Raw genomic sequence first — 13,491 nt, 5'->3', positions numbered from 1 at the left:
GCCCGAGCGACTGCCAATGGCCCGTCAATGACTCAAATCAATCACCATGCGGCCTTTGATTTTCCCTTGCTGCATTTCATCGAAGATCTCATTGATATCTTCGATCGGACGCAGTGTCACCTTCGGCACCACCTTGCCTTGCGCGGCAAACTCGAAGGCTTCTACGAGGTCTTGTCGAGTACCGACCAGCGAGCCGACCACCTCGATCCCGTCAAGCACCAACCGAGGAATATCGAGGCTCATGGCTTCAGGCGGAAGCCCAACTGCGACCAGGCGTCCACCGGCACGCAGGGCATCCACCGCAGAGTTGAACGCGACCTTGGCGACGGCCGTCACGACAGCCGCGTGAGCTCCGCCGACCTTCTCCTGGATAACTTTTGCGGCATCCTCGTTGCGGGAGTTGATGACCAGGTCAGCGCCCATTTCCCTGGCGAATTGCAGTTGATCATCGTTGATGTCCACGGCGATCACTCGGGCGTTGAATACATTTTTTGCGTACTGCAACGCCAGATTCCCCAGGCCGCCCAGCCCGTAGATCGCAATCCATTGCCCAGGGCGGATATTGGAAACCTTCACGGCTTTATAGGTCGTTACGCCAGCACAGGTCACGCTGCTCGCCGCCGCAGAATCAAGCCCATCAGGCACTTTCACCGAGTAGTCGGCGACGACAATGCACTCTTCGGCCATTGCACCATCCACGGTGTAGCCGGAGTTTTTTACGTTGCGGCAGAGTGTCTCGTTGCCGCTGTTGCAGTATTCACAGTGCCCACAGCCCTGGAAGAACCAGGCTACGCTGGCCCGGTCACCGGGCTTCAGAGAGGTGACGCCTGGTCCTACCTGCTGCACGATACCGATGCCTTCATGGCCTAGGATCACTCCGGTTTTATCACCGAAATCGCCGTTCTTGACGTGCAGGTCGGTATGGCAGACCCCGCAGCACTGCATTTTAAGGAGAGCCTCACCATGTTTCAGAGGCCGTAATGTTTTTTCGATCACATTCACGCGTTGCCCTTGGGCAACAACAGCAGCTTTCATGCTTATCTCCTTGTATCCGTGAGTGAGCTTGCGTTACAGCGGGCCCAACAAATGCCAAAGCAGTACAGCACCACCCTTCCAGCGCTCCGAAGTCTGGCGCAATGCCCGCCACCCGGCCCCAGGGTCGGGGAGTCAATGGATGCTATTGCTGCGCCATCGGGTCGCCAACGCTACCGGTCTTATGGCACAAGTCGCGCAAAAGGGGGATGCCTATTAGTCAGGCAACCCGCGCAAGGACGCCTCTTCTTTGCCTTTCTATGACAAAGATCAACAGGAGACGCTGATCGGCAGATCATCGTGACCGCTTTCAGTGACCGTCGCCGCCGCCCTGAACGTCAAGTGAGCTCCCCGATCTCTCGGGTCTGGGTGGGCCTGCGACCTTTGGCTCCATGTTTGAAACCTGTTCCTCGTGTACCTTCGGCAGGCCCGGCATATGCACTCAGCGGCGGGTTGGCCATTTAGTCGAAACGGTTCTGGAGTAGCTTTTACATGGCATACGCAACAATCAATCCCTATACGGGCGAGACACTGCAAACCTTTCCCGATGCGACCGATGCAGAAGTCACCGCGGCCATCGGCAAGGCCCATGAGGCTTTCCTGGCGTGGAAGGACACCTCTTTCGCCGAACGTGCGCGCATCCTGCAGAATGCGGCCGATATCCTGCGCAAGGACAGCGACGCCTTTGCCAGGGTACTGACGCTGGAGATGGGCAAGCTGTTTGCCGAGGCGAAAGCCGAGGTCGAGCTGTCGGCAAAAATCTTCGAATACTATGTGCGCAATGCCGAAACCTTGCTCAAGCCGGAGAAACTCCCGGTCCTCGACCCTGCCGAGGGCGAGGCGGTTCTCGTCTGCGAACCGCTCGGCGTGCTGCTGGCGATCGAGCCGTGGAACTTCCCTTATTACCAGATCGCCCGCATTCTGGCGCCGCAGCTTTCTGCCGGTAATACCGTGCTTCTCAAACACGCAGCGAATGTGCCGCAAAGCGCCGCTGGCTTTCAAAAGTTGATGAAGGATGCCGGCCTGCCTGACGGCGCCTTCCGTAATCTGTACGCCACGCGTTCGCAGATCGAGTTGATCATCAACGATGCCCGCGTGCAGGGCGTTGCCTTGACCGGCTCGGAAGGCGCCGGTGCGGTGGTTGCGTCGCAAGCGGGCAAAGCGCTGAAAAAATCCACCCTGGAACTCGGCGGCGCCGACGCCTTCGTCGTGCTGGTCGACGCGGACCTGGCGAAAACGAGCAAATGGGCGGTGTTCGGCCGGCATTGGAATGCCGGGCAGGTCTGCGTGTCCTCCAAGCGCATGATCGTGGTCGATGCGGTCTATGACGACTTCCTCGCGCTCTATCGCAAGGGCGTCGCGGAGTTGGTGGCCGGCGATCCCTTCGATGCGAAGACGACCCTGGCACCGCTCTCCTCGCAAAGCGCGGCCAATGAGGTCAAGCAAAAGATCCTCGAAGCCGTGAAGCTTGGCGCCAAGGCCGAAGAAGTCGGGCCGCCCGTGCCTGTCGATGGGGCATTCGTGCAGCCGACGATCCTGACCGATGTCGCCGAAGACAACCCCGCTCGCTACTGGGAGTTCTTTGGCCCGGTGTCCATGCTGTTCCGCGCCAAGGATGAAGACGATGCAGTACGTATCGCCAACGACTCGCCGTTCGGCCTCGGCGGTTCGGTATTCACCTCGGACACGGCGCATGGCGCAGAAGTCGCGAAGAAAATCTCCACCGGCATGGTGTTCGTCAACCATCCGACCAAGGTCGAAGCCGACCTGCCTTTCGGTGGCGTGCGCCGCTCGGGGTACGGCCGCGAGTTGATCGGTCTCGGGCTCAAGGAGTTCGTCAACCACAAACTCATTGTCGTGGTCGATATCGACGCCCCGTTCTGAGTTCAACAGCGCTCTTTGTCCCAAGAAACCGAAATCGAGGAGACCTGACAGGATGAACGTCATCGGGATAGACCACTTGGCTATTCGTGTCAGCGATCTGGACCGCTCCAGGGCGTTCTACGATCAGGTACTCGGTTTCTTGGGATTCACCATAGAGTGGGAGTTCGACCGGGTTATTGGTTGGACCAATGGCGAAACCCTGTTCTGGATCACCGAAGCCGATGCCCAGGGGCGCAAACACAAGCACCGGACCGGCGATGTGGGCTATCACCACTATGCATTCGAGGTTGCCGCGCGCGAGGACGTCGATGCGCTCTACGCGTTCCTGCTGGATCAGGCGGTTACGATTGTCGACGCGCCCGCTGACTATCCGGATTATGGCGAGGGCTACTATGCGGTTTATTTCCTCGACCCCGATAATCTGAAGCTCGAAGTGATGTTCTTCCTGGAAAAACAAAAGCGGCGCTTGCTTGGAAAATCGCGAGGAAGTGATCGCCGGGAATAAAATTTCTTCATCGGCATACACGCTTGAAGATATTGATAAAACGAGCGTGCCAGGCCAGTACCCGCGCAACGATATTGTCTATGGCTGACATAGTCCTTGATCGCGTTCTGTTCGCCTTGCCCCGGCACCGCGCAAGAATGGCTTCAGCTCAGGTAGCAAACGAGTATTGAGCGCGTCATGGGGCTCCAGCCAGGCTCGACGGGCCTGAGCGACCCCGAAACCGAGCGTTTCAGTCACTACTTCGAGTCCGTGCCAGCAGATCAATTCGATGCCATGATCTGGATTGAGCACACCAAGCCGGTTGCCGCGCTGCCGTGGCCGAAAACCCAACACCTGGAACCAGAAACCTATCCGTTTGGTGTGTGATGCTGAATGCAGCCCTCTCAGGGGTGCGGGGACTGCAGGTATTTTTCAAACCATTCGCCAGCGAGTCGGGCGACTGTCTCCAGGGCGCCAAGCTCTTCGAATAGATGCGTGGCGCCCTCCACGACTTCCAGTCGTTGCTCGCACCGCAGGGCCCGGCTGCTTTGGCAATTCAAGTCGAACACCACCGGGTCCTGTGCGCCGACAATCTGCAAGGTCGGTGCCTTCACCCGGGCCAGCGCCGGTCCCGCCAGGTCGGTCCGCCCACCCCGGCTGACCACCGCCCCGACCACCTGCGCACGCTCGGCCGCCGCCACCAGTGCCGCGCCAGCGCCGGTGCTCGCGCCGAACAGTCCAATCCGCAGCAAGCGTAATTGGGGGTCCCGAGCGGCCCAGTCGATGACATCGATCAAGCGCCTGGCCAACAGCGGAATATCGAAACGCAGCTCCCCGGTCAAGTTATCCAGGCGCTGCTCCTTTTCCGTGAGCAGGTCAAACAACAGCGAACCCAAGCCCCGATGGGCCAGTACATCGGCCACATATTGATTACGCGGGCTCAAACGGCCACTACCGCTGCCGTGTACGAAAACGACCAAGGCGCGGGTGTTGGTCGGCAAACGCAAATCGGCGTCCAGTTCAACGCCCGGCAGGTCCATGGATCGTGATATTGGTTTAAACATCAAGATGCTCCGTCCGCGAGCCTGGCAGCGGCAATCCTCGACCGGCTCGATCGATCGACTGCACCCGCATCGCGTCGTCATTAAGGATTTGTATACCTCCGCTGGCAATGGCGCCCATGGCATATTCCGGGTGTGAAGGCACGCCGAGCTTGCGTACCAGCACCAGGTCCAGGCGAACCTTCCGGGCTGTGGCGACTTCATAAGCCACCGGAACACCGCCTCGGGGCAACGCGAGAATGATGACGTCAGACCTGTTGGCGTATTTGAGCAAGGGTTCCACCAGTCGTCGACCGGCCTCGACGCGGTTTGGCAAGAGGGTTTGCAATGAGGGACTAAGGATCACGAGGACCTCCTCCGACGATAACGCCTGTGATTTCGGAATAGGCGGCCCTCGCCGCGCTAGATAGCCAGAATGCTGCAGGACACCTGATACAGGAGATGTTCGGTGGTGCTGCCCAGCAGCTTGTCCAGTCCGTGGGACTGGACCTTGCCCATCACAATCACATCCATATGCTGCTCATCGGTGAACGCATTGAGCACCGCGACAGGCTGCCCTTCGATGAAATGCCGCCGGTCGGCAGGCACGCCATAACGGTCGGCCAGTTCGAGGAATGACTTTTCATGACCTTTGCGCAATTGCCTGCCAAGGTCTGAAATTGTCAGGCCCCCGCCGCCCATATCGCCCAGGTACACCATGGAAATGTCGCAGGCATACAGCAAGTGCAACTCGGCCTGACACTGGATGGCGAGACTGGAAGCCTGCTGGATGATCCGTTCATTGAGCTCGTTGTCCTGGGCAAGGGTATTGGAGGCGTCGACCGCCGCCACGATCTTGCGCGGCAAGGGCAGGTCGTCTTCGCTGAGCAGATAGACCGGTATCGGGCAGTGACGCAGTAAACGCCAATCCAGCGGGGTGATGAATGCACGCTTGAGTGCCGGTTCGCGCTGCACCTGTTTGATCAGCAGGTCTGGCTGCATTTCTGCGACGTAATCGAGAATCTCCTGCTGAAGGTCGTCGGCCCACTTCGCTTCAGCCGTCACTTCGATACCTTTATGACTATCACGCAGATGAGCCGCCTGGTATTTGAGCCAATCGCGATGATCTTGCAGATAATTTTCGCGAGCTTTTGCCCGGTCACCCTCTTCGAGCAGCGACAACAGGTTCCAAGTAGGGATCAAGGCAGCAATGTGCAGGCTCGCACCGCTGACCTTGGCCAGAGCGGCAGCATGGTTCATGGCTTGAGACCGGCGCAGCGCCGGGTTGATGATCAGCAATAACCGTTGATACTGGCTCATGATCGGACTCCATGGGCTTGCACGTTTGTCATTGCCCGCAATGGCGGACAACTGTCGTGTTCACCGCCGAACCGAGCACCTTCTTTATAGACTCAGAATCCTCCGTCGATGCGGCCTTGGAGTTGATTTATATCAAGTGCCCGGGCAAGCAATACATTCACTCGCGGCAGCTTGTGCCCACACCTCTGGCGCTACCGCAGATTCGCGTCGGTTGAAAGGATCGGGCTTTGGATTGATCGCGATTGATCAATATCAATCCTGCCAGGGTCAGCCGGTCTACATTGACCCAACATGCACTCGCAAGGGTGCGGCGCCTCAGGAGTTCAGACTCGCCGATTGCACACGTATCTCATGGCATACGCCTGCTGCCGTAGCCGGCACCGCATGACCCCATGTTTCCCGAGCAGGAGAAAGCAATGACGATCCTAGTGGCAAGTCAACGGTTGCGCCTGTATGACAGTGATGAGCTGGATGTTGTGTTGCAGACGATGGCGCGCAAGGCCGCCACCCTTCTGCCACCGACGCATGCGGCACTGATAGGCATCGAGCGCAGGGGCCAGCCCCTGGCTCAACGGTTGCGCGAGTATATTGCGCGTCAGACCGGCCGGCCGGAACTCCCTGTTTACCCGCTGCAGGTCAAGCGCTACGCCGACGACCTGCAAGTGCTGCATACCTACACGCAATTGACCGAAAACCCGGCCCTGGGCAGGTTGGATCTGGCCAATACCACGTTTCTGGTGGTCGATGATGTGCTCTTCGAAGGCCATTCCCTCCTGCGCACTTGTGCATATCTGGCACAACTGGGGGCTCGTCGGGTCCATACGGCGGTACTGGTCGACCGGCATGTCCGTCAGCAGCCGATCCGGGCCGACATTGTCGGTATACACCTGCAAGTCGCCGCCACTGATATTGTCGAATGCAACGTACCGCCCTACGAACAGGCCTTTTGTATAGAAGTGGTACGACACGGCGCCGCCCGCTGACGGTGGAAGCGTTCAGGGCTTCGCCGAGTCACCGGGCTTGAGCGCTGGAGAACGCTCGGCGCCAACAATTCAGGACTTAAAAGCACTGGACGGTGCTGGATGTCAGTGATTCCCGCCGGAACGAAAAAAGGACCCGAAGGTCCTTGTTTCGATCGCTGACAGAATTCCACTGAATTCTGTAGCGCTATGTTTGGAGCGGGAAACGAGACACTCGTTTCCCGCGCAATTCGTTGATTCCAAATAGGTTTTAGGTACGCCTCGTTGGTTGACGGGCTACGTTGTGTACTACTTCGGCAAAGCTGGCAACCCCTACCTGAAAGGCCGATAGCCAGCAGTGCAGAGATGTCCGTGGAACGCTGCACGGAGTATGCCCAACCCACTCGCAAGACCTCTAACCACATCCACCGCCGAAAGACGCCCGCCAAAGACAGTCAAAACTGACAGATTATTACACCAGCAGTTGTAGGACGTCTCTTGATCGTCCACGCCCTATTGAAGCGCCAAATCTTGTCTGCCTAGAGTGGCGACAGCTGTAGGACTGGCGTTGCAGCTCTCAACCAATATAGATAGAAGAGTGCATGCGATGAGTGGCGCCATTTCGAACAGAGCCACCCACACAGAACCAACACCTATCGCCTCGCCCGAAAACACCCTTGAATCGACGCCTACTGGCACCAAACCTGAACCGCTGCTTGCAGATCCCGAATTCGACCTGCGCGGCGTGGCCTGGAACCCGCTGTGCGATGCCGCCACGCCGCTGATCGGCCTAGTAATTCGCCTGCGTCGTTTAGACCGGCACGACGATGTATCCGCACTGTACCAAAGCGTCAGCAACCAGATCACCACGATCATGGAAGAAGTCAACCAGCTCGACTACGACGCCGGCATGCTCAAGGCCTACTCCTACAGCCTGTGCCTGCTGTTGGATGAGGTAGTCATGAGCACTACCTGGGGCAAGTCCTCCACTTGGAGTGCACGCTCACTGCTCAGTCAGTTTCATGAGGAAACATGGGGCGGCGAAAAATTCTTTACCGTCATGAACAACATGATCCCCGAAGCGGCCAGGTACCAGCATGTGCTGGAGTTCATGTACCAGTGCCTGATCTCCGGTCTCAAAGGCAAATATGGCGCCCACGCCAAGGGCGATGACGAAATACAAAAAATCATCGACCAGCTGCACGGTCTGTTGCGCCCCCTGCGCGGCGAAACACCCAAGCGCCTGACCGACCCGTTGACCAACGTTGTGCCACGTAACTACCGGATCAAACGTACGTGGCCATTGTGGACGCCATGGGCACTGGCCGCCGCCGTACTAGTCACGGCTTACACGATCTATACCCTACGACTGAACGCCATCACCCAAGAAGTCCTTGCCTCACTGGACAAAATTCTCAAGCTCTAACTCCCATGTGAAAGCCATAAGGAGGCTCTATGCCTACCGTCGTTTTGGTCGGTCACGACCATGCTTGTCCAACGTGTGGCCCAGTCACTGTCGCCAGTGGATCAGGGAGCTTCACTGTCAATGGCCGGGCTGTTGCCCGCGCTGGCGACACACTCAGTTGCGGTGCCGTGATCATCAGCGGCTCGCCGTCAATGATCATCAACGGCAAAGCCGTGGCCCGCGTCGGTGACACCACCGACCACGAAGGCGTGCTGGAAAACGGCGACGACAGCTGGTTGATCAACTGACCCACACTCACCACAAGGAGGTTTCATGCCCCGTCAAAGCGACCTGCGTTACACCTTCCAACCGCTGCGGGGCGATCCCTTCGAAGTGGTCTCGTTCACCCTTGAAGAAGGCCTCTCCCAACCCTTCAAACTTGAGCTGGAGCTGGTCAGTCATCACCCCGCCATCGACTTCTACCGCATGCTCGACCTGGCCGCCGTGTTCACCATTTGGCGCGACGACACCCCGGTGCGCTACGTGCATGGTTTGGTCAGCCTGTTTCAGCAGGGCGACACCGGCTTTCGCCGCACCCGCTACACCGCCGTGGTCGAACCGACTCTGAAGCGTTTCGATCTACGCTCCGACTGGCGCATCTTCCAGGCCCAGACCGTGCCCGACATCATCACCAGCATGCTGGCCGAGCAGAAACTGACCGACATCCGCAGCGAAATCTGCTTCGAACACCAACCCCGTGAATACTGTGTACAGGCCGGCGAAACCGACCTCGATTTCATCGCTCGCCTCGCCGCCGAAGAAGGCCTGCTCTACACCTTCGAACACCGCGCCGACGGCCACATCCTCGTTCTTACCGACCGCGTCGGCGGCCTGGGCACCATCGGCACGCACACCGATTGCCCGGTGATCTACCAGCCCATGAGTGGCGGCGACGCCCTGGAACCGGCATTGACCCGCTTCCACTACACCGAACAAGTGCGCACCGCGCGCCAGGTGCAGCGCGACTACACCTTCACCCACCCGCGCTACAACCAGCAGCACACCGCCACCGGCGACCAGGACCTGAACAACCAGCACAAGGACTACGAACGCTACGACTATCCGGGACGCTACAAACGCGACATTGCCGGCAAGCCCTTCACCAAGACGCGCCTGGCCGCACTGCGCAACGACGCCAAGCTGGCCCATGTGGAAGGCGACGATGAGCGCCTGCAACCGGGATTGGCCTTCGACCTCAACGATCATCCCCGTGAGGACTTCAATGATCGCTGGCGCACCATTGCCATCAGGCATGAGGGCAAACAGCACACCAGCCTGCAGGAAGAATCCTTTGGTAGCGGCCTCGGTACGTCTTACTCGTTGAAGGCCAGCGCCATCCGTTGGACCTCCGATTGGAAGGCTCCGCTGCGTCCCAAACCCTGCATCGACGGCCCACAGATCGCCACGGTGGTTGGGCCTCCGGGGGAAGAGATCTATTGCGATGAATGGGGCCGGGTCAAGGTGCAGTTCCCGTGGGATCGCTCGGACAAAAACAACGACCACAGCTCCTGCTGGATCCGCGTCACCCAAGGCTGGGCCGGGGCGACCTGGGGCTCCATGGCGATCCCGCGTGTGGGTCAGGAGTTAGTGATCAGCTACCTGGACGGAGATCCTGATCAGCCGATCGCCACTGGGACCGCCTACAGACAGACCAACCTGCCGCCCTACCAACTGCCGAAACACAAGACGCGGATGACCATCAAGAGCCGAACCCATAAAGGTGAAGGTTTCAATGAGCTGCGCTTTGAGGATGAGCTGGGGCAGGAAGAAGTTTATATCCATGCTGAAAAAGACAAGAACGTCCACATCAAGCACAACAACACCACCTACGTGGGTAACGACCGAAGCGAGAAGGTCGAACACGACGAGCAGGTAGACATCGGCCATAACCGCAACGAGCGAGTAGGTAACGATGAGCACATTGCTATTGTGCAGGATCAGCATTTGGAACTGGGCCGTGATCGAATTCAGACGCTGGAGCGTAATCATCACACCAGCATCGGCGGGGACCGAGTCGAAGAAATTGCCAACAACCGGCATGATAAAATTGCCGCTGACCATAACATCCAGATCGGAGGCAGTGCTGAGCAATCAGTCCGGAACCGCTACTACCTGTCCGCAGGGCAATGCATTGAGCAAAAAACGACAGTGTTCGATGTCACATCGGGCGAACGCATTGTTCTGAGAGCCCCCGGTGGCAGCATCACGATTGATAGCGATGGCATTACCCTTGATGGGCTGACCATCAAGATCAAAGGCCCCGTCACCACAGACGCAATCGGTACGGGCAATCCGCTTGGCAGTCCACAATCGCCTCCCGCACCGCTTGGAGCATTCCTGGGACGTTACACGTTGCTGAAGAACGATCAACGTGCTTTCGCGGGCTATCGATATCGCATCACCGATGGAGCCACCCTACTCACCGAAGGCCTGACCTGCCCCCAAGGGGGAACTGACTGGACTGTTACCGAGGCATCCAAATCCGTGCAAGCTCATAAGGCAATCATGCGCGACGATCAGCGAATCACCGAAACCTGGCAGCCCTATCTGATGGCTTTCGACGATGAAGCCCCACCCGTAGAGACCAAGGCCATTTTTCCTGATGACTTTCTTGCTCAGCACAGTGGAGACCTCGACTGATGCCAGTAGCCCCCATTGCCCGTACTCTCGCTCACGTTATCGATAGAGCCTATCGGGCCTACCGAGCAAACCAGGCTTATGAAAACGCCAAAACCGCCGCCGAGTTAGCCCAACTCGCAGTAGAGATTAACGAGCGAAGAAACCAGATTAAAAAAATGCTTCGAGCAACTATTGAAGCAATGACGCGTGAAATCGACGTCAAAAGCTCCACGTTTGCCGCAGTGGACCGGGGTGGCAATAGCACGGTTTCTCGAAGAGGCAAGGAGAACTTGAATTTCAAGGAATACATTGAACGTAAAGTGCCTTTTCGCCCAGCCATTAGCCAAGTCTGCACAGTTGCTTTGCAACTGCCGATCAAAGTGCCACGCCGTATCAGCAAGAAAATTGCCGGCGATAAAATTGAGACCACTATTGAAGTCGCCCTAAAGCAGTTCACGGCTTCTCTGTTTTTTGAAGCCGTAGATGAGGCGCTGCAATGGCGAAGTTCACTCAAGGCCGAGCCCAATTACAACGGCACCAGCAAGAAAGCCTTACTGGGGATCCCTGCAACTCGTCCCAAACGGTTCGGCAGCGATATTCAGCCGTTTTGGCCACGGCCTGGAGGATTGCTAGCGCCTGATCTAGTCGTTGTTGAGTACCGACAAGAGCCATTCGAATCGGAAAATGTGTTTGCGGCAGTTGAGATCAAGTTTCCAGGGGATTGGGTAAAACAAAAACAGATCGACCAGTACGCTGAGCTTATGGAGCCGAGAACTGGCGTCAACCGAGAAAAAATTGGTCGGGAGAAAGTGGCCTTGCTACGCGTTCCGGAGGATTGCACTGGCTCTGAAACGGATAACAAACAGCCCCCGACATCCAAAGGCACCAAAAACAGGAGGTGAACGTGAGTACAACCCATGGTTTGTTTGATGAAGATGAGCGTGCTGAATTCATCGCAGAGCTCAAGGAGTGGCCAAACACTGATTGGGGTACGGATGATGCTCGACACAGTGTGAGCCCTTTCATCAACTTCTATTTCCCCCCTGCCCCAGACAAACACCAAGAAGAAGCGCTGCTGATGGTGGATATCCACGAAGCCTTTGAACAGCTCCTTGGCAAGCCTTACACCGTTGGCACCCATCCAATTTCGGAGCGCCCACACCCATATGGCTCGAAACGCCTGCCAAATCTGCGTGAGCAGGCCAGGAAAAGTTTCGACGACGAATCCTTTGTTTTTAATTTTACCGACGAAAAAAATCATGCCTCGTCACCGACGACAGCAGGGTATTTCTGGCGCACATGGTTCAAAAAATACGAAGGAAGAAGAACCGCGTACTCCTCAATCACGTTTTATTACCGCTGGCAATGGTGGCTGGACAACCGCGAAGCGTGGCGCTGCTTTGTGCTCAAAACCATTGACCTGCTCAAGGCGCATCAGGTCTACAGTGGCTTCGCCATGGCCAACCCACTCGAATTTGGTACGCGATCAGCCGTTACCACTTGGGAGCGAGCACTAGCCCCCAACTTTCACGGCCTGGATATTGACTACGCCTTTAACATGCGCGGCGAACTGCTCAACGGCATTCGCCCCCCCACCTGGGCCTTCCTGCTTGCCGACCACTGGCGCGAAAAGCTTGACCTGACCCGCGAACAAGTGCATACGGCGCTGTCTCACCCACACATCAGCATCACCGAATTACAGAGCGGCCAATGGATTGAGCTGGGCGAACAGCCAGAATTGTATCCGGTCGAGCAAGGCGTGCCCGAACTGCCCATGCTCCTGAACAAACTGCTCAAGCCCATCCGCTACGACGATTTGGGATTGCTGGGCTTCGGCCAATGGGACGGCGACCCCAACGAACGTTTCACTGACGCTGACAGTCGTCGCTGGATGTCCCGCTTTGACGCCGACAGCGATTGGCCCACGCCAGCAATGCGCTTCATTGCTCCATCGCCCATGCCTTCCGCCCAAACCTCTACGCCAATGCCTCTTCGTATGGTAGCTGGAACAGCTTGTATTCAAGCCGGATGGTGGCTGGTTCCAGGGCAAGCGGAAACCCGGCGAGCCTTCAAACAGGGCGAGATCATGCCAGACCTCAATGCGGCGTCCACAGATGATTTGGTGACATGGCAGCGTGACTTTGATCAAACACCACCAGAGCCTGCCCGCCATGCCAATACCCATGATCCGGCTCCTCGCGCAGGGCGCTGGGAAGTTGAAAACGACCGCTTCATCGCACGCGATGTTCAGTTGAGCGAACCGCTACCCGCCCACGAAGGCCGAGTCGTGCGCTGGCACTGGACGGTCAGCGGCATGCGTGCGAACAGCGGTCAACCCTGTCCGTATCCGGGTGCCTGGGTGTGTGAGTATAAGCCGGGGAGTAAGCAAGTCATCGAGCATGGCGTTCTGATGCCGACAGTGGGTGGTGAGAGAGTCGTCTGGCTTTGGATGGGACTGGAGCCATCGTGATAGTGACGGACAGCGGCCCAATAAGACAATCCTCCAGCATCTAAGCCCCCCTTCACCAGCCAGTGGCAAGTGAACCGCAACGCGGTTCGCGCGCCAGTGGCCGACAAGGCCGTCAGGCCGCGTCAGCCTGAATTGGGTCATCTGTGCCAAAGAGTGATCGCGAGTAAGGGCCGTCACTGCCGCCGCAGTGACGACCCCCAGCAGCCCCGCAACAATGC

At 57.8% G+C, this 13,491-nt stretch carries 11 protein-coding genes and 2 pseudogenes; 9 read left to right on the top strand and 4 right to left on the bottom strand.

Annotated elements, in window-relative coordinates; translation table 11 throughout:
- Positions 1-24: 24 nt before the first annotated feature.
- Entirely contained in the window at positions 25-1,035 is a 1,011-nt protein-coding gene (adhP, locus tag AC07W0_RS10560) for an alcohol dehydrogenase AdhP (protein WP_017847956.1), read from the bottom strand.
- Positions 1,036-1,524: 489 nt separating this feature from the next.
- On the opposite strand from adhP, the gene AC07W0_RS10555 reads away from it, so the two are divergent.
- The 3 genes and pseudogenes from AC07W0_RS10555 to AC07W0_RS10545 form a co-directional block, all read left to right on the top strand.
- Positions 1,525-2,916, top strand: coding sequence for an NAD-dependent succinate-semialdehyde dehydrogenase (locus tag AC07W0_RS10555; RefSeq protein ID WP_102617412.1), 1,392 nt, complete (start codon positions 1,525-1,527; stop codon positions 2,914-2,916).
- Between the two features lie 52 nt (positions 2,917-2,968).
- Entirely contained in the window at positions 2,969-3,421 is a 453-nt protein-coding gene (locus AC07W0_RS10550) for a VOC family protein (RefSeq protein ID WP_017847958.1), read from the top strand.
- Between the two features lie 213 nt (positions 3,422-3,634).
- A pseudogene (locus tag AC07W0_RS10545) lies at positions 3,635-3,787 on the top strand (erythromycin esterase family protein); the annotation flags it as partial.
- 17 nt (positions 3,788-3,804) lie between these two features.
- Here the strand turns inward: AC07W0_RS10545 and AC07W0_RS10540 are convergent.
- The 3 genes and pseudogenes from AC07W0_RS10540 to AC07W0_RS10530 form a co-directional block, all read right to left on the bottom strand.
- On the bottom strand, positions 3,805-4,464 hold the full coding sequence (locus AC07W0_RS10540) for a dienelactone hydrolase family protein (RefSeq protein WP_102617413.1): 660 nt from the start codon (positions 4,462-4,464) through the stop codon (positions 3,805-3,807).
- Positions 4,465-4,510: 46 nt separating this feature from the next.
- Positions 4,511-4,807 (bottom strand): annotated as a pseudogene (locus tag AC07W0_RS10535) (phosphoribosyltransferase); the annotation flags it as partial.
- Positions 4,808-4,863: 56 nt separating this feature from the next.
- Positions 4,864-5,760 (bottom strand): universal stress protein, encoded by an 897-nt coding sequence (locus AC07W0_RS10530; RefSeq protein WP_046483798.1) that lies wholly within the window; start codon positions 5,758-5,760, stop codon positions 4,864-4,866.
- A 416-nt stretch (positions 5,761-6,176) separates the two neighbouring features.
- On the opposite strand from AC07W0_RS10530, the gene AC07W0_RS10525 reads away from it, so the two are divergent.
- The 6 genes from AC07W0_RS10525 (at position 6,177) to AC07W0_RS10500 (ending at position 13,273) form a co-directional block, all read left to right on the top strand.
- On the top strand, positions 6,177-6,743 hold the full coding sequence (locus AC07W0_RS10525) for a phosphoribosyltransferase family protein (protein ID WP_102617414.1): 567 nt from the start codon (positions 6,177-6,179) through the stop codon (positions 6,741-6,743).
- Positions 6,744-7,326: 583 nt separating this feature from the next.
- Positions 7,327-8,145, top strand: coding sequence for a type IVB secretion system protein IcmH/DotU (gene icmH / locus AC07W0_RS10520; protein ID WP_046483801.1), 819 nt, complete (start codon positions 7,327-7,329; stop codon positions 8,143-8,145).
- Between the two features lie 29 nt (positions 8,146-8,174).
- Entirely contained in the window at positions 8,175-8,432 is a 258-nt protein-coding gene (locus AC07W0_RS10515) for a PAAR domain-containing protein (protein WP_026140151.1), read from the top strand.
- 25 nt (positions 8,433-8,457) lie between these two features.
- Positions 8,458-10,824: a type VI secretion system Vgr family protein gene (locus AC07W0_RS10510; protein ID WP_102617415.1), complete on the top strand. Its 2,367-nt coding sequence runs from the start codon at positions 8,458-8,460 to the stop codon at positions 10,822-10,824.
- Positions 10,824-11,705, top strand: coding sequence for a VRR-NUC domain-containing protein (locus AC07W0_RS10505; RefSeq protein ID WP_046483807.1), 882 nt, complete (start codon positions 10,824-10,826; stop codon positions 11,703-11,705). Before AC07W0_RS10510 ends, AC07W0_RS10505 begins: the two co-directional genes overlap by 1 nt.
- Positions 11,706-11,707: 2 nt before the next feature.
- The gene (locus AC07W0_RS10500; protein ID WP_046483809.1) at positions 11,708-13,273 is read left to right on the top strand and encodes a type VI immunity family protein; all 1,566 of its coding nucleotides are present in this window, start codon (positions 11,708-11,710) and stop codon (positions 13,271-13,273) included.
- Positions 13,274-13,491 lie beyond the last annotated feature (218 nt).

The organism is Pseudomonas sp. GW704-F2 (assembly GCF_059423025.1).
Note: the sequence above shows the minus strand (reverse complement) of the source record. Positions and strands in the feature narration are given on the sequence as shown.